The organism is Amycolatopsis sp. NPDC050768 (assembly GCF_040654155.1).
Lineage (GTDB): Bacteria > Actinomycetota > Actinomycetes > Mycobacteriales > Pseudonocardiaceae > Amycolatopsis.
The window spans coordinates 186,219-209,509 of record NZ_JBFAHL010000017.1 but is presented as its reverse complement, the minus strand read 5'-3'; the positions used below and the strand labels follow the sequence as shown (position 1 = coordinate 209,509).

The window sequence follows — 23,291 nt, the reverse complement described above, 5'->3', positions numbered from 1 at the left end:
CCGAGAAACTCAGGCGCCCGCGAGCGAACGCAGCGCGTCGGCCCGCGCGGTGCTCTCCCACGGCAGGTCGAGATCCGTGCGGCCGAAGTGGCCGTACGCGGCGGTCGGCGCGTAGATCGGGCGCAGCAGGTCGAGGTCGCGGATGATCGCGGCCGGACGGAGGTCGAAGACCTCGCTGATCGCGTCCTGGATCTTCGTCGGGTCCACCGTCTCGGTGCCGAACGTCTCCACGAACAGGCCCACCGGAGCGGCCTTGCCGATCGCGTAGGCCACCTGCACCTCGACGCGCCCGGCCAGCCCGGCGGCGACCACGTTCTTCGCCACCCAGCGCATCGCGTACGCCGCGGAGCGGTCGACCTTGGACGGGTCCTTGCCCGAGAAGGCACCACCGCCGTGGCGGGCCATGCCGCCGTAGGTGTCGACGATGATCTTGCGGCCGGTCAGGCCGGCGTCGCCCATCGGGCCGCCGATCACGAAGCGGCCGGTCGGGTTGACCAGCAGGCGGGTGCCGGCCGTGTCGAGACCCAGCTCGGCCAGCTCCGGCTCGACCACGTGCTGCTTGACGTCGACGCCGAGCATCTGCTCCAGGTCGATTCCGTCGGCGTGCTGCGTGGACACGACCACCGTGTCGAGGCGCACGGGCTGCTCACCCGCGTACTCGATGGTGACCTGGGTCTTGCCGTCCGGGCGCAGGTACGGCAGCACGCCGTCCTTGCGAACCGCGGTCAGCCGGCGCGACAGCCGGTGGGCCAGCGCGATCGGCAGCGGCATCAGCTCGGGGGTGTCCGAGCAGGCGTAGCCGAACATCAGGCCCTGGTCGCCCGCGCCCTGACGGTTGATCTCGTCCTCGTCGCTTTCCACCCGCGACTCGTACGCGGTGTCGACGCCCTGCGCGATGTCCGGCGACTGGGAGCCGATCGCCACGTTCACGCCGCACGAGTTGCCGTCGAAGCCCTTGGCCGACGAGTCGTAGCCGATCCGCAGGATCACGTCCCGCACGATGGTCGGGATGTCGGCGTAGGCCTCGGTGGTCACCTCGCCGGCCACGTGCACCTGGCCCGTGGTGATGAGCGTCTCCACGGCGACCCGGCTGCGCGGGTCCTTGGTGAGCAGGCCGTCGAGGATCGAGTCGCTGATGGCGTCACAGATCTTGTCGGGATGGCCCTCGGTCACCGATTCCGACGTGAACAGCCTTTTGGTGGACGCAGTCACGACCTCGTCACTTCCCTCGATTTCGGCTCGGTACCCGTGAACTTAGGTACCCCTTAGACAGCCCTACATTACCCAGAAGGCCTAGTGCTGGAGTCGACGTTCGCGCAAGCTTGTTACAGCGTCCCACACTGTGGCCGCGAGCCGCGCCTTCGCGCCGAGCGGGATCGCCTGCTCGGTGCCGTCGGCGGCCAGCAGCCAGCCGGAGTTGTCCTCCGTGCCGAACGCCTTGCCGTCGCCCACCGCGTTGACCACCAGCAGGTCGGCGCCCTTGCGCCGCAGCTTCGTGCGCGCGTGGTCGAGCACGCTGCCGTGCTCGTCGCCCGTCTCGGCGGCGAACCCGACCACCGTCTGGCCCTCGCGACGGCCCTGGACCAGCTCGGCGAGGATGTCGGCGTTGCGGTCGAGGGTGATCACGGGGTCGGGCGAGTCGTCGGACTTCTTGATCTTGTATTCGGCCCGCATGGCCGGCCGGAAGTCGGCGACGGCGGCGGCCATCACGACCACGTCGGCGTCGGCGGCGGCCGCGTGCACGGCCTTGCGCAGCTCCTCCGCGCTCGACACGCGCTCCAGGTGCGCACCGGCGGGCTGGGGCAACTCGACGGTGTGGGCGGCGATCAACGTCACGTCGGCACCGCGCTGGGCGGCGACGCGAGCGAGCGCGAAACCCTGCTTGCCCGACGAACGGTTGCCCAGGTAGCGGACCGGGTCCAGCGGCTCGCGCGTGCCGCCCGCGGAGACGACCACGCGCAGGCCCTCGAGGTCGCGCGGCAACGCGCGGGGCTCGTCGAGCAGCAGGCGGGCCAGGTCCACGATCTCGGCAGGGTCGGCCAGCCGGCCCTTGCCGGTGTCGACGCCCGTGAGGCGTCCGGCTGCGGGCTCGGTCACGACCATGCCGCGCGACCGCAGCAGCGCCACGTTGTCCTGCGTGGCCTGGTGCTCCCACATCTCCGTGTGCATCGCCGGGAAGAAGGCGACCGGGCACCGGGCGGTGAGCAGGGTCGTGGTGAGGAGGTCGTCGGCGATGCCGTGCGCGGCCTTGGCCAGCAGGTTGGCGGTCGCCGGGACGATCAGCACGAGGTCGGCTTCCTTGCCGACGCGCACGTGCTGCACCTCGGGCACCTCTGTGAACACCCCGGTGTGCACCGGGTGTCCCGAGAGGGCCTCGAAGGTGGCCGCGCCGATGAAGTTCAGCGCGGCCTCGGTGGGCACCACGCGAACGTCGTGCCCGGACTCGGTGAGGCCTCGCAGGACCTCACAGGCCTTGTAGGCGGCGATGCCGCCGCCTACGCCCAGGACGATCCTGGGCTTGGTGTCACTCACCCTCGGTGTGCTCGAGCAGGCCACCGTGGATCTCGCGCAGCGCGATCGACAGCGGCTTCTCGCGGGGGCCCGGCTCCACGAGGGGGCCGACGTACTCCAGCAGACCCTCGCCCAGCTGGGCGTAGTAGTCGTTGATCTGACGCGCGCGCTTGGCCGAGTAGATCACCAGCGCGTACTTCGAGGAGACCTTTTCGAGCAGGTCGTCGATCGGCGGGTTGGTGATGCCCTCGAGCTCTTCCAGCATCGCCTGTTGAACAGCCACTCGTGCTACTCCGTATCGTCCAGGATATCGGCGGCAGAGGAATCGCCACCGGTAATCAAGTCTAGCAACCGCGCCGCGGCGGTCCTCACGTCGGCGTTCACGAGCCGGACGTCGAACTCGCCCGCGGCCGCCAGTTCGCGTTCCGCCTCGGCGAGCCGGGCGGCGACCGCCGCCTCGGATTCGGTGCCGCGCCCGGTGAGCCTGCCGACCAGCTCGTCCCACGACGGCGGCATCAGCATCACGAGCCGGGCCTCCGGCATGGCCGCCCGGACCTGCCGCGCGCCCTGCAGCTCGATCTCCAGCACGGCGGGCCGGCCGGCCGCCAGGGCCCGCTCCACGGGCTCGCGCGGCGTGCCGTAGCGGTTGCCCGCGAACTCCGCCCACTCCAGCAGCTGCCCGTCTGCGACCATCCGGTCGAACTCGGCCCGCTCCACGAAGTGGTAGTGGCTTCCGTCGACTTCTCCGGGCCTCGGCTTCCGCGTCGTGACCGAGACGCTGAAGTAGATGTCCGGTTCGAGCTTGCGCAGCTCCCCCACCACGCTCGACTTCCCGACCCCGGAAGGCCCCGAGACGACGGTGAGCCGGTGTCGGGAGGTATCCCCCGCCACCGGCTCACCGTCGCGGTCGGTGCCCCGGATCACCGGGTAGTCCTGACCGACGCCGCTCACTCTCCGCTGAACTCGGCCAGCAGCGCCTTGCGCTGCCGGTCGCCGAGTCCGCGGAGCCTGCGGCTGGGCGCGATCTCCAGTCGTTCCATGGTCTGCTGGGCACGAACCTTGCCGACGCCGGGGAGAGCCTCGAGCAGGGCCGAAACCTTCATCTTGCCGAGGACTTCGTTCTCCTCGGCCTGCTTCAGCACGTCGACCAGAGTGGTACCGCCCCGCTTCAGCCGCTCCTTCAGCTCAGCACGGATGCGGCGGGCGGCGGCGGCCTTCTCCAGCGCCGCAGCACGCTGTTCCTCTGTCAGCTGGGGAAGTGCCACGTTTTCCTCCGGTAGTTCTCAAATCTGGGTGGGTGACGCGACGGTACCCACCCTTGAGCAGGCGCCACAATGCGGGGGTGGCTGGTGGAGGCCGATTCCGGGGCCTGCTATTGGTCTTTTTCGGCTGTGTGGCCCAGCAGCGCCGTGACCCGGACGACCTCGCGGCGCATGGCCTCGGGGTCCGGACCGTGGCGCAGCAGGTCGCGCGAAGACGCCGGCAGCACCCCCGGCAGATCGGGCCCGAAGACTGCCCTTAAGTCCGCCACAGTTGCCCCCTGGGCGCCGAACCCGGGCGCGAGCACGGGCCCGGCGAGCCGGGAAAGGTCCAGCTCACCGGGGCTGATCGTGGCGCCCACGACCACGCCGACGTCGCCGAGGGGCTCGGCACCGGCGTTGTGGTCCGCGGCCGCGTCGACGATGCTCTGGGCCACCGTGCGGCCGTCCGCCAGCCGCGCGCTCTGCAGCGCGTGGGCCTCCGGGTTCGACGTGCGCGCGAGCACGAACAGGCCGTTGCCCGCCGCCGTGGCGGCCGCCACGGCTGGATCCAGCGCGCCGAACCCGAGGTAGGGCGAAACGGTGGCCGCGTCGGCCTTGAACGCTGCCCCCTCGGCCACGTAGGCGGCCGTGTAGGCCGCCATCGTGGAGCCGATGTCGCCGCGCTTGACGTCGAGCAGCACGAGGGCACCGGCGTCGTGGGCCGCGTCCACGACGCGTTCGAGCACCGCCACGCCGGGCGGGCCGAACGCCTCGAAGAACGCCGACTGCGGCTTCACGATCGCCGTGGCGGCCGCCAGGACCTCCGTGGCGCCCAGCGCGAACCGTTCCAGACCACTGACGTCCAGGGGCAGGCCCCAGGACTCGATCAGGCCCGGATGCGGGTCGATGCCGGCGCACAGCGGCCCGCGTTCCGCGACCGCCTTCGCCAGCCGGGCCCCGAACCGCTGCCCGCTCACTTCGTGGCCTTCAGCGCCGCCTGGAGACTCTGGAGGCTGCGCACCCCGATGTCACCCCGGATGAGCGCTTCGATGCCGTGCACGGCCGCCGCCGCGCCCTGCACGGTGGTGATGCAGGGGATGTCGCGCGACACCGCCGCGGTGCGGATCTCGTAGCCGTCGATGCGCGGGCCGCTGTTCCCGTACGGCGTGTTGATGACCATCTCGACGCCACCCGCGAGGATCACGTCGACGATGTTCGGCTCGGCTTCGGTGGAACCTTCGTAGTGCTTGCGCACCACCGTGCAGTCGACTCCGTTGCGCCGCAACACTTCGGCGGTGCCGGACGTCGCCAGGATCTCGAACCCGAGGTCCGCCAGCCGCTTCACCGGGAAGACCATCGAGCGCTTGTCGCGGTTGGCCACCGAGACGAACACGCGCCCGGACGTCGGCAGCGAGCCGTACGCGCCGCTCTGGGACTTCGCGAACGCCTTCCCGAAGGACACGTCCACACCCATCACCTCGCCCGTGGACTTCATCTCCGGGCCCAGCAAGGAATCCACGCCGTGGCCCTCCGGCGTGCGGAACCGGTGGAACGGCAGCACGGCCTCCTTGACCGCCACCGGCGAGTCGGCCGGCATCCGGCCGCCGTCGCCCTCAGCAGGCAGCACACCCGAAGCGCGCAGGTCCTTGATCGTCGAGCCGGTCATCACCAGCGCCGCCGCCTTCGCGAGCGGCACCGCGGTGGCCTTCGAGACGAACGGCACCGTGCGCGAGGCGCGCGGGTTGGCCTCCAGCACGTACAGCACGTCGTCCTTGAGCGCGTACTGCACGTTCAGCAGGCCGCGCACACCCACGCCGCGGGCGATCGCCTCCGTGGAGCGGCGCACCTCTTCGAGGTCGGTGGCACCGAGCGTGATCGGCGGCAGCGCGCACGAGGAGTCACCGGAGTGGATGCCGGCCTCCTCGATGTGCTCCATCACGCCGCCGAGGTAAAGCTCCTCGCCGTCGAACAGCGCGTCGACGTCGATCTCGATCGCGTCGTCGAGGAAGCGGTCCACGAGCACCGGGTGCTCGGGCGTGACCTCGGTGGCGCGGCGGATGTAGCCGGCGAGGGTCTCCTCGTCGTAGACGATCTCCATGCCGCGCCCGCCGAGCACGTAGGACGGGCGCACGAGCACCGGGTAGCCGATCTCGTCGGCGATCCGCTTGGCGCCCTCGAACGACGTCGCCGTGCCGTACTTCGGCGCCGGCAGCCCGGCATCGCCGAGCACCTCGCCGAACGCGCCGCGGTCCTCGGCCAGGTTGATGGCCTCCGGCGGCGTGCCGACCACCGGCACACCGGCGTCGGCCAGGCGCTTCGCGAGCCCCAGCGGGGTCTGGCCGCCGAGCTGCACGATCACGCCCGCGACGGTGCCCGACTGCTGCTCCGCGTGCACGACCTCGAGCACGTCTTCGAAGGACAGCGGCTCGAAGTACAGGCGGTCGGAGGTGTCGTAATCGGTGGAGACGGTCTCGGGGTTGCAGTTGACCATGACGGCCTCGAACCCGGCCTCGCGCAGCGCGATCGCGGCGTGCACGCAGGAGTAGTCGAACTCGATGCCCTGCCCGATCCGGTTCGGACCGGAGCCGAGGATGAGCACCTTCGGCTTGTCACCCTGCGCCACGACCTCCGACTGCGCCGCCGGGTCGGTCTCGTAGGCCGAGTAGTGGTAGGGCGTGTCCGCCTTGAACTCGGCCGCGCACGTGTCCACGGTCTTGAACACCGGCCGCACACCGAGACGGTGGCGCAGCGTGCGCACGCCGTCCTCCCCCGCCAGCTCCGGGCGCAGCGCGGCGACCTGGCGGTCGGACAGGCCCGTGCGCTTGGCGCGGCGCAGCAGCTCGCCGTCGAGCACCGGCGCATCGCGCACCTCGGAGCCGACCTCGCCGATCAGCGCGATCTGGTCCACGAACCACGGGTCGATGCCGCTGGCCTCGTGCACCTGCTCGACGGTGGCGCCCAGGCGCAGCGCCCGCTCCACCTCGTACAGCCGGCCCTCGTGCGGCACGCGCAGCGAGTCCAAAGTGGACTCCATGGTCACGCCCTCGGGATCCGGCAGCGTCCAGAAGCCGGTGGCCTTGGTCTCGATCGACCGCATGGCCTTGCCGAGCGCCTCGGGGAAGCTGCGGCCGAAGGACATCGCCTCGCCGACGCTCTTCATGGTGGTCGTGAGCGTCGGGTCGGCGCCCGGGAACTTCTCGAAGGCGAAGCGCGGGATCTTCACCACGACGTAGTCGAGCGTCGGCTCGAAGGCCGCCGGGGTCTCGCCGGTGATGTCGTTCTGGATCTCGTCGAGCGTGTAGCCGATGGCGAGCTTCGCGGCGATCTTGGCGATCGGGAAGCCGGTGGCCTTCGACGCGAGCGCCGACGAACGGGACACACGCGGGTTCATCTCGATCACGACCATGCGCCCGTCGTCCGGGTTGATCGCGAACTGGATGTTGCAGCCGCCGGTGTCCACGCCGACCTCGCGCAGCACGGCGATGCCGACGTCGCGCATCACCTGGTACTCGCGGTCGGTGAGCGTCATCGTGGGCGCGACGGTGACGGAGTCGCCCGTGTGGACGCCCATCGCGTCGACGTTCTCGATCGAGCAGACGACCACGACGTTGTCGCTCTTGTCGCGCATCAGCTCGAGCTCGTACTCCTTCCAGCCGAGCACGCTCTCCTCGATGAGCACCTCGGTGACCGGCGACTCGCTCAGGCCGGTGGACGCCAGGCGCTCCAGCTCCTCGGGCGTGTAGGCCAGGCCGGAACCCAGGCCGCCCATGGTGAACGACGGCCGGATCACGACCGGCAGGCCGAGCTCGGCGACGGTGGCGCGCACGTCCTCCATGGTGTTGCAGACGCGGCTGCGCGGGACCTCGGCGCCGATCGTGCGCACGATGTCCTTGAACTTCTGCCGGTCCTCGCCGCGCTGGATGGCGTCGATGTCGGCGCCGATCAGCTCCACGCCGTACTTCTCGAGCACGCCGCGCTCGTGCAGCGCGACCGCGCAGTTGAGCGCCGTCTGCCCGCCCAGCGTCGCGAGGATGGCGTCGGGCCGCTCCTGCGCGATGACCTTCTCCACGAAGTCCGGCGTCACCGGCTCGATGTAGGTGGCGTCGGCGAACTCGGGGTCGGTCATGATGGTGGCCGGGTTCGAGTTCACCAGGCTCACGCGCAGGCCCTCGGCCCGCAGCACCCGGCAGGCCTGCGTGCCCGAGTAGTCGAACTCGGCGGCCTGCCCGATCACGATCGGCCCGGAGCCGATCACCAGCACGTGCTGGATGTCCGTCCTCTTCGGCATCAGGCCTTCTTCTCCATCAGGGTCACGAATTCGTCGAACAGGGGCGCCGCGTCGTGCGGACCGGCCGCGGCTTCGGGGTGGTACTGCACCGAGAACGCCGGCACGTCGAAGGCGCGCACACCCTCGACGGTGTCGTCGTTCGGGCAGTAGTGGCTGATCTGCGCGGCGCCGTAGGGCGACTCGAACCGCTGGCCCGGCTCGCCTTCGAGCGCGAAGCCGTGGTTCTGCGCCGTGATCGCGACGCGGCCGGTGGCCACGTCGATCACCGGGATGTTGATGCCGCGGTGGCCGTAGCGCATCTTGTACGTGCCCAGCCCCAGCGCGCGGCCGAGGATCTGGTTGCCGAAGCAGATGCCGAACAGCGGGATCTCGTGCTCCAGCACGGCTTTCGTCAGCGCGGTGGCGTGCGTGGTGGTCGCGGGGTCGCCGGGGCCGTTGGAGAGGAAGACGCCGTCAGCCTCGACCGCGAGCAGTTCCTCGACTGTGGTCGCGGACGGCAGCACGTGGACCTCGATGCCGCGCTGCGTCATCAGGCGCGGGGTGTTGGACTTGATGCCCAGGTCGAGCGCGGCGACGCGGAAGCGCCGTTCGCCTTGCGCCTCGACGACGTAGGGCTTGTCCGTGGAGACCTCGCCCGCGAGGTCGGCGCCCTTCATCTGCGGGCTCGCCAGGACCTCGGCCACCATCTGCTCTTCGCTGCCCAGCGCGTCGCCGGAGAACACGCCCGCGCGCATCGCGCCCTGCTCGCGCAGGTGGCGGGTGAGCGTGCGCGTGTCGACCTCGGAGATACCGACGATGCCCTGGCGGACCAGCTCCTCGTCGAGGCCGCGCTTGCTGCGCCAGTTGGACGGCGTGCGGGCCGGGTCGCGCACCACGTAGCCCGAGACCCAGATGCGGGCCGACTCGTCGTCCTCGTCGTTCCAGCCGGTGTTGCCGATCTGCGGCGCGGTCTGCACCACGATCTGCCGGTGGTAGGACGGGTCGGTCAGCGTCTCCTGGTAGCCGGTCATGCCGGTGCAGAACACCGCCTCGCCGAGCGTCCGCCCGCGCGCGCCGTAGGCCGCGCCGCGGAAGACCCGGCCGTCCTCCAGAACCAGGGCGGCGGGGACGCGAGTGCCGTTCGCGGTGCTCACTGGGCACCTCCCTTGATGTCGTGATCCGAGTTGTCGGGGGAAAGCTGTTCGATCCACTGTGGATAGTCGTCGAGCTCGTCACCGCGGAAGCCGGTGTCGAGGTCGGCGTCTCCCAGGCGCCAGGTGATGACGAGCAGCGCGTCGGTGCCCATCACCTTCCCGGCGATCTTCGAGTCGCGGCGGATCCCGGTGACCGCCTCGCGCGGGATCCAGAAGTCGGGCGCGCCGCCGCGTTCCACCGCGATGCCGCCCGGGTACAGGCGCCAGACCGCGCCGGTGCGCAATCCCGCGCCCCGCGTCACGACGCGGTCCTGCCAGTGGCCGGCGGTGGTGGTGCTGACGTAGAGCCCGGTCGACTCCAGCAGGATCTCACCGGGATCCCCGGGAATTCCCGGGAACGGCGGCACCTGCGCGCTCTGCGAGCGCGACTTGCGCCGCCAGCCCACCCACATGCCCCACAGGCACAGGAGGAAGAAGGCGACGATCCCCAGAACGAGGAGGAACCGGTCCATCAGCAGATCTTCCCTTCGCGCGCGGTGATCCGCCCGCGCAGCACGGTGGCCGTCACCACGGCAGGCAGCCGCATTCCCTCGTACGGGGTGTTCGCGGAGATGCTCGCGAGCTCAGCCCCGCGCACCGTCCACTCCGCACCGGGGTCCACGAGGGTCAGGTTGGCGGGCTCGCCGACCTCGAGCGGGCGGCCGTGGTCGGGCAGGTTGCCGATCGCGGCGGGCCGCTCGCTCATCACGCGGGCGACGCCGCGCCAGTCGAGCAGGCCCGGCTCCACCATCGCGCGGACGACGACCGAGAGCGCGGTCTGCAGGCCCAGCATTCCCGGGCGCGCGGCGCTCCACTCGGTGTCCTTGTCTTGCACGGCGTGGGGCGCGTGGTCGGTGGCGACGCAGTCGATCACGCCCTCGGCCAGCGCGGCGCGCAGCTTCTCGACGTCGCCGCCCGTGCGCAGCGGCGGGTTCACCTTGTTCACCGGGTCGTAGGTGGCCAGGCGCTCGTCGGTGAGCAGCAGGTGGTGCGGCGTGACCTCGGCCGACACCTTGGTCCCGCGGTCCTTTGCCCAGCGCAGGACGTCGACCGTGCCCGAGGTGGACACGTGGCAGACGTGCAGGCGCGCCTTGGCGTGCAACGCGAGCAGGCAGTCGCGCGCGACGATCGACTCCTCGGCCGAAGCCGGCCAGCCCGGGTAGCCCAGGCGGGCGGAGTTCTCGCCCTCGTTGGCCTGCGCGCCGACCGTAAGCCGCGGCTCCTCGGCGTGCTGCGCGATCACGACGTCGAGTGCGGTCGAGTACTCCAGCGCGCGGCGCATCAGCAGCGGGTCGGCCACGCAGACGCCGTCGTCGGAGAACACGCGTACGGCGGCGGTGCCCTTGGCCATCGTGCCGAGCTCGGCGAGCTTCTCGCCCTTGAGCCCCACCGTGACGGCGCCGACCGGGTGCACGTCGACCAGGCCGGCCTCCTGCCCGCGGCGCCACACGTGGTCGGTCACGAGCGCGTTGTCGGCCACCGGGTCGGTGTTGGCCATGGCGAACACGGCCGTGTAGCCGCCCAGTGCCGCGGCGGCCGAGCCGGTCTCGATGGTCTCGATGTCCTCCCGGCCGGGCTCGCGCAGGTGGGTGTGCAGGTCGACGAACCCGGGCAGCAGCACCTGGCCCTCGGCTTCGACCACCTCGGCGTCTTCGGGGACCTCGACGGCACCGATGGCCGTGATCACGCCGTCCTCGATCAGGACGTCGACCGGTTCGCCCTCCCCGTACGGGCGGGCGCCCTTGATCACCAAGCTCACGCTGCGGCTCCTTCACTGGCCAAGAGGTGGTAGAGGACCGCCATGCGCACGTGGACGCCGTTGCGGACCTGTTCGGTGATGGCCGAGGCCGGGGAGTCGGCGACCGCCGAGGCGATCTCCATCCCGCGCAGCATCGGGCCGGGGTGCAGCACCACGGCGTGGTCCGGCAGCAGCCGCTGGCGCCGCTCGGACAGGCCGTAGGAGATCGAGTACTCGCGCGAAGACGGGAAGAAGCCCCCGTGCATACGTTCGGCCTGCACTCGCAGCATCATCACGGCGTCGACGGCCGGCAGTTCGGCGTCGAGGTCGTGGGAGACCGTGACCGGCAGTGTCTCCACCCCGACCGGCAGCAGCGTCGGCGGCGCGACGAGCACCACCTCCGCGCCGAGGGTGCTCAGCAGGTGGATGTTCGACCGGGCGACGCGGCTGTGCAGCACGTCGCCGACGATCGCCACCCGGCGGTCCTTCAGCGAGCCGAGCCGTTCGCGCAGGGTCGCGGCGTCGAGCAGCGCCTGCGTGGGGTGCTCGTGGGTGCCGTCGCCCGCATTGACCACAGCGGTGCCGGCCTCGGCGAGCCAGCCCGACAGCCGGTGCGCGGCGCCCGAGGCGGGGTGCCGGACGATCACGCAGTCGGCGCCCGCGGCGGCGAGCGTGAGCGCGGTGTCCCGCAGCGACTCGCCCTTGTTCACCGAGGAGCTCGACGCCGAGACGTTGATCACGTCGGCGCTCATCCACTTCCCGGCGATCTCGAACGACACGCGCGTGCGGGTCGAGTTCTCGTAGAACAGGGTGATCACCGTGCGGCCGCGCAGCGTCGGCAGCTTGCGGACCTCCCGGCCGAGCAGCGTGTGCTTCAGCTCGTCTGCGGTGTCGAGGACGGCCGTGGCGGTGTCGGCGTCCAGGCCGTCGGTGGCGAGCAGGTGCTTCACCGGGACTCTCCTTCCGGTGCGCGGAGCAGGACCGCGTCGCGCCCATCCGTTTCGGACAGCAGCACGGACACGCCCTCGGCCCGCGCGGTGGGCACGTTCTTGCCGACGTAGTCGGCGCGGATCGGCAGCTCGCGGTGGCCGCGGTCGACGAGCACGGCCAGCTGCACGGCGCGCGGGCGGCCGTGGTCGCGCAGGGCGTCGAGGGCGGCGCGGATGGTGCGGCCGGAGAACAGCACGTCGTCGACCAGGATCACCACCCGGTCGTCGATGCCGCCGGGCGGCAGCTGCGTCTGCTCGAGCGCGCGCGGTGGACGGCGACGCAGGTCGTCGCGGTACAGGGTGACGTCGAGGGCCCCCGTCGGGGGGACGACGCCGGAGAACTCGCCGATCTTCCCGGCGAGCCGGGTCGCCAGCGGAGTACCGCGGGTGGGGATCCCCAGCAACACGGGTGGGGCGAGTGGTGCGGATGAGGCATCGCCCGAAGTACTCGCACCGAGTGCGGTCTTCTCGATGACCTGATGGGCCATCCGGGCGATGGTGCGCGCGACATCGCCGGCCGAAAGAAGCTCGCGCTCCCCGACCGGTTCCGCCGCGCCACGCGGACGTGACGACAAGGCGGACCTCCTTCCCCGCCTCTCTGGACGGGTCCTTAAAGGACGTCGACTCCCAGCTCGTGCCGGGAAATCGCACCGACAGTAGCAGGCGAGGTCAATCATCCTTCCGGGTGGTGTGCCCACGTCCGCGACCAGGTACGGAGACCTTCTGCTTGACCTGGTGACAACTATGCGTAACCATTACTCTGAGTATTCGACTCGAGGAGTCCCCTGACCGGTCACCACGACCGGCGTGGGGGTGAGGAAACGGAGAACCACCAGATGGGCGATTACGCCAAGGCGCTCGGGGCCAAGCTCCGCGGGATCCGTCAGCAACAGGGCCTGTCCCTGCACGGCGTCGAGCAGAAGTCGGGCGGCCGCTGGAAGGCCGTCGTCGTCGGCTCGTACGAGCGTGGCGACCGCGCCGTCACCGTCCAAAAGCTCGCCGAACTGGCCGACTTCTACGGTGTACCGGTGGTCGAACTGCTGCCGGAGGGCCGTGTGCCCTCGGGTGCCGAGCCCGCCACGAAGATCGTGATCAACCTCGAGCGGCTCCAGCAGCTGCCCGCGGAGAAGGTCGGCCCGCTCGCGCGGTACGCGGCCACGATCCAGAGCCAGCGCGGCGACTACAACGGCAAGGTACTCTCCATCCGCACCGAGGACCTGCGCTCGCTCGCGATCATCTACGACATGACCCCCGGTGAGCTCACCGAACAGCTCATCGACTGGGGCGTCCTGCCGCCCGAGGCCCGTCCGTCCAAAGAAGACTGATGGGCGGCGGTTGCCCGACGCGGTGGGTGTTTTCGGCGGGGCACCGGAAACACCCACCGAGCTTCGGACACCGCCGGACCGGCTGCGGACGGTGATCAACACCACCCCGGCCGTCCCCTCGCACCCGCGTCTGCCGTTCCGGCGCGTGACCCGTTCGGGCTAGCGCTTCCGGGTTGCTGTGACGGTGAACCCGGTTCACCGAGCGACGCCCGGGCGGGCTCGAGCACGGCCCGGAGCCGGCTCTGACACGCTCGGTGTGACGAAGACCTCTTCCGGACCCCACTCGTGAGGCTTCCTGGGGACACCAGCACAACGCCGAAGGCCGCGGCTCCAGTACGGAGCTCGCGGCCTTCGGCTGTTTTCGACTACGAAGTCAGCGGGTCAGAGCACGGCCCGCAGGCGGTCGGCGATCGTCCCGATGCGCCCGAGCACGCCGTTGACGAAGCGCGGCGAGTCGTCGGTCGAGAGCTCCTTCGCCAGGCCCACGGCCTCGTCGATCGCGACGGGGTCGGGCACGTCGGAGGACCAGAGCATCTCGTAGACGCCCACGCGCAGCACCGCCAGGTCGACCGGCGGCATGCGGTCCAGTGTCCAGCCCTGCGAGTGCTCGGCCAGCAGCTCGTCGACCTGCTCGCGGTGGGTCGTGACGCCCTCCACGACGGTGATCGTGTAGTCGGCGACCGGGTCGACGTCGGTGGACCCGACCCGGTCGGCCAGCAGCGTGACCGGGTCGGTGCCGCGTTGCGAAGCTTCGTACAGCATCTCGACGGCACGCCGGCGGGCCTGCCGCCTGCTGATCGCGCCGCCGCGGTTCGGGTGCGGCTTCTGTTTGTCCGCCATCAGCTGGAGACGCGGCCGAGGTACCGGCCGTCACGCGTGTCGACCTTGATCTTCTCGCCGGTCGAGACGAACAGCGGGACCTGGATCTCCGCGCCGGTCTCGAGCGTCGCCGGCTTGGTGCCGCCGGTGGAGCGGTCGCCCTGCAGGCCCGGGTCGGTGTGCTGGATGACGATCTCGACCGAGGTCGGGAGCTCGATGTAGAGCGCCTCGTTCTCGTGCACCGCGACCTGGACCTCGGTGTTCTCGAGCATGTAGTTGGCGTTGTCCGACACGACCTCGGCCGGAACCGTGATCTGGTCGTAGGTGTCGCCGTCCATGAACACGAAGTCCTGACCGTCCTTGTACAGGTAGGTCATGTTCCGGCGGTCCACGGTGGCCGTTTCGACCTTCGTGCCGGCGTTGAAGGTCTTGTCGACGACCTTCCCCGTCAGCACGTGCTTGAGCGTGGTGCGCACGAACGCACCGCCCTTGCCCGGCTTGACGTGCTGGAACGCGGTGACGGTCCAGAGCTGGCCCTCGAGGTTGAGGACGAGCCCGTTCTTCAGGTCGTTGGTGGTGGCCACGAGCTTTCGGTCTCCTGTGTCGATCTCTTCGTCCGCGGCCCGTCTCAGACGGCCACGAGGTCCTTGGTGCTCAGGGTGAGGAGTTCGGGCCCGGAGTCCCGCACGACGAGCGTGTCCTCGATGCGCACGCCACCGCGCCCCGCGAGGTAGACGCCGGGCTCGACGGTGACCGCCATACCGGCGGACAGTGTACCGACGCCCGTGGTAGCGAGGCTGGGCGCCTCGTGCACCTCGAGCCCGACGCCGTGGCCGAGGCCGTGCGCGAACTCGTCCGCGCGGCCCGCGGCGGCGATCACGGAGCGGGCCGCGGCGTCCACTTCGGACACGTCGGCGCCCGGGAACACGGCCGCGGTGCCGGCCGCCTGGGCGCGGTGGACCAGGTCGTAGAGCTCGCGCTGCCAGTCGGCGGCCTTGCCGAGCACGAACGTGCGGGTCATGTCGGAGTGGTAGCCGTCGACGGTCGCCCCGAAGTCGAGCTTCACGAAGTCACCTTCGCGCAGCTGTGCGCCGGTGGGCTGGTGGTGCGGGATCGCCGAGTTGGGCCCGGCGGCCACGATCGTGGCGAACGACGGCTCCGACGAACCGTGCTCCAGCATGCGGTTCTCCAGGTCGCGTGCCACTTCCAGCTCGGTGCGCCCGGCGCGCAGGCCGCCGGACGCCAGCAGGTCGGCGAGCGCGCGGTCGGCCGCCGCGCAGGCCGAGCGCAGGGCCGCGACCTCGACCTCGTCCTTCACGGCGCGCAGCTGCTCGATCAGCCCGGGCGTCCGGACCAGCGCCACCTTGTCGAAGCGCACCTTGAGCGCCTCGTGGTCTTCCACGCTCACGTGTTGGCTCTCGAACCCGGTACGCCCGTAGGTCGCGTGGGCGCGGGCCGCGAAGTCGGCGAGCACACGGTCGCTGGCGCGGCCCATCACGCGTTCGAGATCGGGCACCTCGGACGCCGACTGGGTCGTGTAGCGGCCGTCGGTGCAGAACACGGTCTGCGCCTCGCCGCCGGCGTGCACGAGCAGCGCGGCGTTCGACCCGGTGAACCCGGTGAGGTAGCGGATGTTGAGCAGGTCGGTGACCAGCAGCGCGTCGACCCCGGAATCGGTGATCAGGGACCGCAGCGCGCCGCGACGGTGAGCGTGGGTTTCAGGCACCCGGCCAGCTTAGCCACGCGGATCGCCCGGTTCGGGGACGCTCGCGGCGGTCACCGTCCGCAAGCGGCCGGGCACCCGGAGCCGCTGCTCCGGGTGGACCACACGGCGTTCACCCGGTGGCACCTACACTCCGTCCATGCTGGGTGCCTGGTTGACTCGCGGGCTGGTCATGGCCGTCGTCCACGCCGCCGCCATGACGCTGCTCGCCAAGTGGTCCGTGTTCCACCCGACCGACCAGACTGTGATCACGTCCGTCACCCTCGCCGTGCTGGTGGGCGTCGCGGCGCTGTGGAGCGCGGTCGACGGCTGGCGCGGCAAACCGGACCGCGGCCGGGCCTGGTTCATCGCGTCGCTGGTGGCCGGCGTCGTCTCCGGCATCCTGTATGTGATCGGGCGTGCGGTGTTCGTCGACCAGACCGGGACGTCGGAGCTGGGCGCGGCGCTCACCGGGGGTGCCGCGTTCTCGGCGCTGCTGGTGCTGGTGCCGGCCGGGCTGGGGCTGTTCGTCGGCTCGCGCGTGCGGCGGCCCGCGCCGGAGGACGAGGAGCCGGAACCCGAGGACGACGAGGACGACGGGTCAGGCAGCCAGTCGGGTCAGCTGGAGCTGCCGGAGGCCGAGCCGGCCGGCGCGCCGCGGCCGAAGCCGTCGCCCGTCAGCCGCCCAGCGGGAGCCCGGGCGCGTAGGCGTCCCACTGTCGCGGGTCGATCTCCGTCACCTCGGCCCCGTTGAGGTCCACGATCGTGGTGTCGGGCAGGCCGTAGAGCTCGTTGCCGAGCACCACGCCGTACCCGTGGCCGTACGAGTGCACCACGTTCATGCCGGACTTCAGCGTCGTCTTCACGGGCAGCCCGGCGACCGGCGCGAGCGGCCGGTCCACCACTTCCCCGGCCAGCGCGGTCGCGACGGAGCGGCGGTCGACGCGGATGCGCACGCCGCGGCGGAACAGGTCCATCCGGCGGTCCGGTGACGGCATCGCGACGCCGTCGAACGTCGTGGTCACGCGGTCGGGGCTCGAGCAGCCGCCGGCGCCCTGCACGTCGAGCCCGAAGTGCTTCAGGCCCGTCGGCGCACCCGCGGAACCGATCGCGGTCGCGCGCACGACGTCGAACGAGACGGTGTCGCACGGGTCGGTGACCGACGTCGGAGCGTGGCCGTCCGGGCGGCGAATGAGGCCGGGTCCTTCCTTCCACGCGCCGGGGATCACCAGCGGCGTGTAGGGCTGGAGGGTGAAGTCCTTGTCCCAGAAGGTGAGCGTGGTGCCGTCCGCGGTCTCGTGGGCGATCACGAACGCGTCGAGCGCGCCGACCCATTCGAGGTCGGCGCTGAACCCGTCGACCACCGAGCGCTCACGTGGTGCCGAGGTGCTCGATACGGGCCCGAAACCCTTGTCCCCCAACGCTTCCACGCCGCTGCCGAACGCCGGGTCGTGGGAGCGGATCACGAACTGGCCGGCACCGTTCCAGCCGGCGGCGCGGCCGGTGGTGTCGGTGAACATGAGGTAGTACCAGCCGTCGAGGAACACGACCGAGGGCTGGCCGGCGCCGTAGACGTTGTCGCGGTGCACGTCGTGCGAAGGCCCGAGGATCGGGCGCCCGCCCGCCGCGCGGGTCCAGTGGACGCCGTCGGGGCTCGTCGCGAGGCCGACGGCGTTGCCGAGCGCGTGGTCGCCCGCCGCGCCGGTGTAGTACAGGTAGTAGGTGCCGCCGACGCGCAGCACGGACGGGTCGCACGTGTGCACGCCGTCGAACGCACCGGGCGAACCGGACAGGACCGCGATCGGCGCGCCGCCACCGGGTCCGGTGAAGGGACCGTCGGCGGAGGGCGCCTCGGCGTAGAGAATGTCGTCGCCGGGCGGGGCCGCGCTGCCGTACTGGCTACACCACCACAGGCGGGTCTTGCCGTTTTCGACCATCGCCGTGGGGCCGTAGTTGTAGACCGCGTCGGCGGCTCCGGCGGCGACCACTCCGTTGCTCTGGCGGGCTTTCGCGGTCTCCAGGGGGACGTTCGCCACGCGCGGGGGCTTCGCCGGAGCCGGCTTGCCGCCCGCGATGCCGCCGTGGTCGGGTCCGTCGGCCTGGGTCTGCGCGTAGCTGTCGCTGCAGCCCGCCACGACGACCCCCGACAACGCCAGGGCGAACAGGGCTCGCGCGGGTCGCCGAACCCCGCCACGAAACGGGTGCATGATGGTCGAGTCTAACCAGTCCTAACCCGGTTGGGTGAACGCGTCCCCGTCTCGCGGGTGTTCGAGGGCAACAAGCTCGACCTCGAAGCCGTCGTCGTTCTCGAGGTAGGCCGCGTAGTGCGGTTTCCCGCCCGCGTAGGGGAAACGGTCCGCGAACAGGGGCCGCCAGCCGGGCCCGCCGGCCGCGAGCTCGTCGACCTCGGCGCGGGTGGCGACGTGCAGGGCGAGGTGGTTGAGGCCGGGGCGAAGGCGTTCGTGCGGTCCGGCGGCCATGGCGGGCGAGGCCTCCACCACGAGGTACGTGGGGCCGAGGCGCCAACTGACGCCGTCGGGCCAGCGCTGGTACTCGCGCCAGCCCAGCCGGCCCAGCAGCCAACCCCAGCTGCGTTCGGCGCGCGCGAGGTCGGGGACCCAAAGCTCGAGGTGGTGGGGCCGGCCGTGCGCGGTGGGCAGCGCGACGAGCACGCGGTGCACGTCGCCGTAGTGCACGCCGGAGCCGACGTCGAGGAAGCCGAGCCGGCGGGTGATCGCGAGGCTGGCCGCGTTGTCCTCGTGGACGAGCGCCCATACGGCGGGCAGGCCGAGAGTGGTGAGGCCATGGTCCACGAGCGCGCGGGCGGCTTCGGTGGCGAAGCCCTTCCCCGCGTGCTTCGCGGCGACGAAGTACCCCACCTCGGCGCCGTCGCCAGGCAGCTCGGACGACGGGCGCAGGTGAGCGACGCCGACGACTTCGCCCTCGTGCTCGACCACCCAGTGGCCCTGGCCTTCGGGCCCGTCGTAGGCAAGGCGGCGGGCCACCATGGCGCGGGCCTGGTCGGGGTCGGAGAAGTCGGCGGCGAAGAACCGGCTCATCTCCGGGTCGGTGAACACCGCCACCACGGCGTCGGTGTCGGCCTCGGTCAGGGCGCGCAGCCGGAGCCGGTCGGTGATGAGCTCCTGGGTCACTTCACGTTCGCTGCGACCCAGCGCAGCGCGAGGCCATAGCCGTCGACGCCGAGACCCACGATCACGCCGGTGGCGACGTCGGAGAGCACGCTGTGGTGGCGGAACTGCTCCCGCTTGTGGACGTTGCTGATGTGCAGCTCGATCAGCGACGCGGACAGCTGCGCGGCGGCGTCGCGCACGGCGATCGAGTAGTGCGTCCAGGCGCCGGCGTTGAGCACGACCGGGTGACCGCCGTCGGCGGCCTCGTGGAGCCAGCCGACGAGCTCGCCCTCGTGGTCGGTCTGGCGCACCTCGACGTCGAGGCCGAGCTCGGTGCCCGTCTTCACGCAGAGGGCGGCGAGGTCGTCGTGGGTCGTCGAGCCGTAGACGGCGGGCTCGCGCTTGCCGAGGCGGCCGAGGTTGGGGCCGTTGAAGACGAAGACCTTCACAGCAGCACGCTCCCGCCGCTCTTGGGGGCGTCGGCCGCGACCGCGGAGTACGCGGCGGCCAGCAGCGCCGGGTCCGGGCCTTCGAGGCGGCCGGGCTTGGCGAGCGCGTCGAGGACCACGAACCGCAGCACGCCGGAGCGGGTCTTCTTGTCGCCCTTCATGCTTTCCATGAGCTGGCCCAGTGCGTCGGCGTCGTAGGTGGTCGGCAGGCCGATCAGCTTCAGCACGGACGCGTGGCGCGCGGCGGTCTCGTCGTCGAGGCGCCCGGCGAGGCGGGCGAGCTCGGCGGCGAACACCAGGCCCACGCTCACGGCCGCGCCGTGGCGCCAGCGGTAGCGCTCGCGGCGCTCGATGGCGTGGCCGAGGGTGTGGCCGTAGTTGAGGATCTCGCGCAGGTCGGACTCGCGCAGGTCGGCGGCGACGACGTCGGCCTTCACCTGGATCGAGCGGCGGACCAGCTCGGCCAGCACGTCTCCGGTCGGGTCGAGGGCGGCTTCGGGATCCTGTTCGATCAGCTCCAGGATGCGCGGGTCGGCGATGAAGCCGGTCTTCACGACCTCGGCCATGCCGGCCACGAGTTCGTTGCGGGGCAAGGTTTCCAGCGTCGCGAGGTCGACGAGAACGGCACTCGGCTCGTGGAACACGCCCACGAGGTTCTTGCCGGCCTCGGTGTTGATGCCCGTCTTGCCGCCGACGGCCGCGTCGACCATGCCGAGCAGCGTGGTCGGCACGTTGACCAGGCGCACGCCGCGCATCCAGGTGGCGGCGACGAAGCCGGCCAGGTCCGTCACGGCGCCGCCGCCGAGGCCCACGACCACGCCGCGGCGGTCGAGCCCGATCCGGCCGAGGACCTCCCAGCAGAAGCTGGCGACGGAGAAGGCCTTGCCGTCCTCGGCGTCCGGGATCTCCACGCGGTGCGCGTCGAGGCCCGCTTCGGCGAGCTCCTCGCGCACGGCCTCGGCCGTGGCGGTGAGCGTGGGCGGGTGGATCAGCGCGATCTTCGACGCGTCGGCGAGCTGCGCGGTGAGCTCGGCGAGCAGGCCGCGGCCCACGAGCACGTCGTACGGGTGCGCGGTCGCGACGCGGATCCGGACGGGTTGGGACACGGGTTTTCCTCACTACTCCTGGAGTTGTGGCACTCCGGGTCTGTGTTGCTCAGCGTCCTACTGCTTGCGGACTTCGGCCGGTTCGATCGCGGCGACCGCGGTGGCCACCACCTCGGCGGGCGTCCGCTGGTCGGTCTCGATCTCGACGGTCGCCACCTCCCGGTACACCGGCAGGCGCGCGTCGAGCAGGGACTTGAACGTGGCGCGCGGGTTCACGCCCGCGAGCAGCGGACGCGCGCTCGACAGGCCGGTGCGCTGCACGCCGGCGGCGAGGCCGACGCTCAGGAACACCACGGTGTGCTTCGCCAGCAGCGCCCGCGTCTCCAGGGTCAGCGGAGCGCCGCCGCCGAGGGAGAGGACACCGTCGTGCTCGTCGAGGGCGGTGGCGACGGCCTGCGCTTCGAGCGCGCGGAACGCCGGCTCGCCGTCCTCGGCGAAGATGTCGGAGATCGCGCGGCCGGTGCGCTCGACGATGTCGTCGTCGGTGTCGCGGAACGCCACCCCGAGCGCCTCGGCGAGCAGCGGGCCCACCGTGCTCTTGCCCGAGCCCGGCGGTCCCACGACCACGGCGCGGGGGCTCACCAGCGCTCCTCGAGCGCCTTCAGGTAGCCCTCGGCGTTGCGCTTGCTCTCGGCCAGCGAGTCGCCGCCGAACTTCTCCAGCGCGGCGTCGGCCAGCACCAGCGCCACCACGGACTCGAGCACGACGCCCGCCCGCGGCACGGCGCACACGTCCGAGCGCTGGTGGATCGCGACGGCCGGCTCACCCGTGCGCACGTCCACCGTGGACAGCGCCTTCGGCACGGTCGAGATCGGCTTCATCGCCACGCGCACGCGCAGGGGCTCGCCGTTGGTGATGCCGCCTTCGAGGCCGCCCGCGCGGTTGGAGCGGCGCGTGACGCCGACCGGACCGGTGCCGCGGTCGATCTCGTCGTGGGCCTGGCTGCCCCAGCGCCGCGCGGTGGTGAAGCCGTCGCCGACCTCCACGCCCTTCATGGCCTGCACGCCCATGAGCGCGCCCGCGAGGCGCGCGTCGAGGCGGCGGTCCCAGTGCACGTGGGAGCCGAGGCCCGGCGGCAGCCCGTAGGCGAGCACCTCGATCACGCCGCCGACGGTGTCGCCCGCCTTACGCACGGCGTCGACCTCGGCGACCATCGCCTCGGTGCCCTCGGCCGAGAAGGCCCGCACGGGGCTCTCGTCGATCGCGGCCAGGTCACCCGGCTGCGGCAGCGGCCCCTCGGGCGCGTCGGCACCTCCGATCGACACGACGTGGCTCAGCACCTCCACACCCAGCAGCTGGCGCAGGAAGTTGCGCGCCACCGTGCCCAGCGCCGTGCGTGACGCCGTCTCGCGGGCGCTCGCGCGCTCCAGTACGGGACGGGCCTCGTCGAAGCCGTACTTCTGCATGCCGGGCAGATCGGCGTGGCCGGGGCGCGGCCGCGTGAGCGGCTCGTTGCGCGCCAGGCCGGCGAGCACCTCGGGGTCCACGGGGTCGGCCGCCATGACCTGCTCCCACTTGGGCCACTCGGCGTTCTCGATCTGCACCGCGATGGGGCCGCCCTGCGAGATCCCGTGGCGGACGCCGCCAAGGAACTGCACGTGGTCGGTCTCGAACCCCATGCGCGGGCTGCGACCGAACCCGAGGCGTCGCCGCGCGAGCTGCGCGGTGAGGTCTCCGGTGGTCACCTCCACACCAGCGGGCAGGCCCTCGAGCACAGCGGCGAGGGCGGGTCCGTGCGATTCTCCTGCGGTGATCCAGCGCAACACCTGGCAATCCTGTCACGGCTCGCGGGGCGCCTGACCAGCAGCCCCTCAGCTCGGCACCACCCCCGAACCCACCCCGGGAAACACGGCGCACGTCCAGGCCGCGACCACCAACGCCGGCCCGTGGGGCACACCACACCGAATCGCCCGATGGGCGCAAGGCCCGTCCCTGGCTTGTGGTGGGGATGTCTCCTGGGTGGCCGATGCCGGATGCGCGCCTGGCGCGTCCTTCGGTGAGGTGGCCGATGCCGGATGGCTACCTGCGCGGGATGCGCCCTTCGGCGAGGTGGCCGATGCCGGAAGGCCGCTCGCTCGTTGGGTGCGGCGCGCCCGCTCGGCGATGGCCGGCACCTGCGCTCCCACGGCCACGACGGCACTCAGGCCGGCCGCCGCGACCGCCGCGACCGCCACCGACGCCCAGCCGAGCGCCCCCAGCACCGCGCCGAGCACACCGGCGAGCTTCACGTCTCCTGCCCCGAGCTGCGCCGGCCTGACCCGGTGGACGACGAGATGGACGCCGCCGAACACGAGCACGCCCTCCGCCGCGCTCACGAGCAGCGTCGCCCCGCCCCCGCTTACGGCGGCGACGGTCAGTGCGGTCGCCATGACCGGATACGCCGACAACGTCAGCACATCCGGCAACCGCCGATGCCGGACATCCGCCAGGCACAACGGCACCCCGACCACCGTGAGCACCCACGGCACCGGCCACCACCACTCGGCCCAGCGCCCCTCCTGCCACCGCCACACGACGACGAGCAGCGCAGCCACCACCACGGCGACGGCCACGACCGGCGACACGGGCGCACCCGCCCGCCTCAGCAACCACACCAGGAGGGGCACCACCGCCCCACCCACAACGACCATTCCCCAGGACATGCACCCACGTTCGCAGCGCCCGCCCACCACGCCAAACCGCGCCTGTCGCGAGTGGACCGCTCGCGCCGAAAACCCGCTCGATTCACTCGACCGGGCAGCCCAAACCGGCCGGCACACAAAGAACCCGAGCCCGTCAGCAGCTACGCGCCAACAACTCGAGTCACAGCATCCGGAGGTC

Annotated in this window: 24 protein-coding genes; 2 read left to right on the top strand and 22 right to left on the bottom strand. The window is 71.6% G+C overall.

Going from position 1 to position 23,291, the window contains the following annotated elements; all coding sequences use genetic code 11:
• Positions 1-9: 9 nt before the first annotated feature.
• The 12 genes from metK to pyrR all read right to left on the bottom strand — a co-directional run bounded on the left by metK (position 10) and on the right by pyrR (position 12,514).
• Positions 10-1,212, bottom strand: coding sequence for a methionine adenosyltransferase (metK, locus tag AB0H62_RS38520; RefSeq protein ID WP_220238470.1), 1,203 nt, complete (start codon positions 1,210-1,212; stop codon positions 10-12).
• Positions 1,213-1,293: 81 nt separating this feature from the next.
• A complete protein-coding gene (gene coaBC, locus AB0H62_RS38515) occupies positions 1,294-2,532 on the bottom strand; it encodes a bifunctional phosphopantothenoylcysteine decarboxylase/phosphopantothenate--cysteine ligase CoaBC (RefSeq protein WP_220238469.1) in 1,239 nt (412 codons plus the stop codon).
• Positions 2,525-2,776, bottom strand: coding sequence for a DNA-directed RNA polymerase subunit omega (gene rpoZ / locus AB0H62_RS38510; RefSeq protein ID WP_220247522.1), 252 nt, complete (start codon positions 2,774-2,776; stop codon positions 2,525-2,527). Before rpoZ ends, coaBC begins: the two co-directional genes overlap by 8 nt.
• 23 nt (positions 2,777-2,799) lie before the next feature.
• Positions 2,800-3,462 (bottom strand): guanylate kinase, encoded by a 663-nt coding sequence (gene gmk / locus AB0H62_RS38505; RefSeq protein WP_220238468.1) that lies wholly within the window; start codon positions 3,460-3,462, stop codon positions 2,800-2,802.
• Positions 3,459-3,776 carry an integration host factor, actinobacterial type gene (gene mihF / locus AB0H62_RS38500; RefSeq protein ID WP_003096398.1) on the bottom strand — a complete coding sequence of 106 codons (318 nt, stop codon included), beginning with the start codon at positions 3,774-3,776 and terminating at the stop codon, positions 3,459-3,461. The genes gmk and mihF overlap by 4 nt, the downstream gene beginning before the upstream one ends.
• Before the next feature lie 107 nt (positions 3,777-3,883).
• On the bottom strand, positions 3,884-4,729 hold the full coding sequence (gene pyrF / locus AB0H62_RS38495; protein ID WP_220238467.1) for an orotidine-5'-phosphate decarboxylase: 846 nt from the start codon (positions 4,727-4,729) through the stop codon (positions 3,884-3,886).
• On the bottom strand, positions 4,726-8,040 hold the full coding sequence (carB, locus tag AB0H62_RS38490; RefSeq protein WP_220238466.1) for a carbamoyl-phosphate synthase large subunit: 3,315 nt from the start codon (positions 8,038-8,040) through the stop codon (positions 4,726-4,728). The genes pyrF and carB overlap by 4 nt, the downstream gene beginning before the upstream one ends.
• Positions 8,040-9,173 (bottom strand): glutamine-hydrolyzing carbamoyl-phosphate synthase small subunit, encoded by a 1,134-nt coding sequence (gene carA, locus AB0H62_RS38485; RefSeq protein ID WP_220238465.1) that lies wholly within the window; start codon positions 9,171-9,173, stop codon positions 8,040-8,042. Before carA ends, carB begins: the two co-directional genes overlap by 1 nt.
• On the bottom strand, positions 9,170-9,685 hold the full coding sequence (locus AB0H62_RS38480) for a transporter (RefSeq protein ID WP_220238464.1): 516 nt from the start codon (positions 9,683-9,685) through the stop codon (positions 9,170-9,172). Before AB0H62_RS38480 ends, carA begins: the two co-directional genes overlap by 4 nt.
• Positions 9,685-10,971 (bottom strand): dihydroorotase, encoded by a 1,287-nt coding sequence (locus tag AB0H62_RS38475; protein WP_360591590.1) that lies wholly within the window; start codon positions 10,969-10,971, stop codon positions 9,685-9,687. Before AB0H62_RS38475 ends, AB0H62_RS38480 begins: the two co-directional genes overlap by 1 nt.
• Complete coding sequence (locus tag AB0H62_RS38470) at positions 10,968-11,900, bottom strand: aspartate carbamoyltransferase catalytic subunit (protein ID WP_220238462.1); 933 nt, start codon at positions 11,898-11,900, stop codon at positions 10,968-10,970. Before AB0H62_RS38470 ends, AB0H62_RS38475 begins: the two co-directional genes overlap by 4 nt.
• Positions 11,897-12,514 (bottom strand): bifunctional pyr operon transcriptional regulator/uracil phosphoribosyltransferase PyrR, encoded by a 618-nt coding sequence (gene pyrR, locus AB0H62_RS38465; RefSeq protein ID WP_220238461.1) that lies wholly within the window; start codon positions 12,512-12,514, stop codon positions 11,897-11,899. Before pyrR ends, AB0H62_RS38470 begins: the two co-directional genes overlap by 4 nt.
• 261 nt (positions 12,515-12,775) lie before the next feature.
• On the opposite strand from pyrR, the gene AB0H62_RS38460 reads away from it, so the two are divergent.
• Positions 12,776-13,264, top strand: coding sequence for a helix-turn-helix domain-containing protein (locus AB0H62_RS38460; RefSeq protein ID WP_003096372.1), 489 nt, complete (start codon positions 12,776-12,778; stop codon positions 13,262-13,264).
• Positions 13,265-13,645: 381 nt separating this feature from the next.
• On the opposite strand, the gene nusB is transcribed toward AB0H62_RS38460, so the two are convergent.
• The 3 genes from nusB to AB0H62_RS38445 are packed head-to-tail and all read right to left on the bottom strand — an operon-like array spanning position 13,646 to position 15,809.
• Positions 13,646-14,104, bottom strand: a complete 459-nt coding sequence (gene nusB / locus AB0H62_RS38455; protein WP_220238460.1) for a transcription antitermination factor NusB — start codon at positions 14,102-14,104, stop codon at positions 13,646-13,648.
• Positions 14,104-14,667, bottom strand: a complete 564-nt coding sequence (gene efp / locus AB0H62_RS38450) for an elongation factor P (protein ID WP_220238459.1) — start codon at positions 14,665-14,667, stop codon at positions 14,104-14,106. Before efp ends, nusB begins: the two co-directional genes overlap by 1 nt.
• 44 nt (positions 14,668-14,711) lie before the next feature.
• The gene (locus AB0H62_RS38445) at positions 14,712-15,809 is read right to left on the bottom strand and encodes a Xaa-Pro peptidase family protein (protein ID WP_220238458.1); all 1,098 of its coding nucleotides are present in this window, start codon (positions 15,807-15,809) and stop codon (positions 14,712-14,714) included.
• A 136-nt stretch (positions 15,810-15,945) separates the two neighbouring features.
• Between AB0H62_RS38445 and AB0H62_RS38440 the strand changes: the two genes are divergently transcribed.
• Entirely contained in the window at positions 15,946-16,539 is a 594-nt protein-coding gene (locus tag AB0H62_RS38440) for a B-4DMT family transporter (RefSeq protein WP_220238457.1), read from the top strand.
• Here the strand turns inward: AB0H62_RS38440 and AB0H62_RS38435 are convergent.
• The 7 genes from AB0H62_RS38435 to AB0H62_RS38405 are packed head-to-tail and all read right to left on the bottom strand — an operon-like array spanning position 16,463 to position 23,035.
• Positions 16,463-17,992 carry a beta-xylosidase gene (locus AB0H62_RS38435; protein ID WP_360591586.1) on the bottom strand — a complete coding sequence of 510 codons (1,530 nt, stop codon included), beginning with the start codon at positions 17,990-17,992 and terminating at the stop codon, positions 16,463-16,465. The genes AB0H62_RS38440 and AB0H62_RS38435 overlap by 77 nt on opposite strands.
• 21 nt (positions 17,993-18,013) lie before the next feature.
• Entirely contained in the window at positions 18,014-18,937 is a 924-nt protein-coding gene (locus AB0H62_RS38430) for a GNAT family N-acetyltransferase (protein WP_360591584.1), read from the bottom strand.
• Entirely contained in the window at positions 18,934-19,365 is a 432-nt protein-coding gene (aroQ, locus tag AB0H62_RS38425) for a type II 3-dehydroquinate dehydratase (protein WP_220238456.1), read from the bottom strand. Before aroQ ends, AB0H62_RS38430 begins: the two co-directional genes overlap by 4 nt.
• Positions 19,362-20,471 (bottom strand): 3-dehydroquinate synthase, encoded by a 1,110-nt coding sequence (gene aroB, locus AB0H62_RS38420; RefSeq protein WP_220238455.1) that lies wholly within the window; start codon positions 20,469-20,471, stop codon positions 19,362-19,364. The genes aroQ and aroB overlap by 4 nt, the downstream gene beginning before the upstream one ends.
• Positions 20,472-20,528: 57 nt before the next feature.
• Positions 20,529-21,053, bottom strand: coding sequence for a shikimate kinase (locus AB0H62_RS38415; protein WP_360591582.1), 525 nt, complete (start codon positions 21,051-21,053; stop codon positions 20,529-20,531).
• The gene (gene aroC, locus AB0H62_RS38410) at positions 21,050-22,237 is read right to left on the bottom strand and encodes a chorismate synthase (RefSeq protein ID WP_220238453.1); all 1,188 of its coding nucleotides are present in this window, start codon (positions 22,235-22,237) and stop codon (positions 21,050-21,052) included. Before aroC ends, AB0H62_RS38415 begins: the two co-directional genes overlap by 4 nt.
• 45 nt (positions 22,238-22,282) lie before the next feature.
• Entirely contained in the window at positions 22,283-23,035 is a 753-nt protein-coding gene (locus AB0H62_RS38405; RefSeq protein WP_360591579.1) for an A24 family peptidase, read from the bottom strand.
• Between the last annotated feature and the right edge of the window lie 256 nt (positions 23,036-23,291).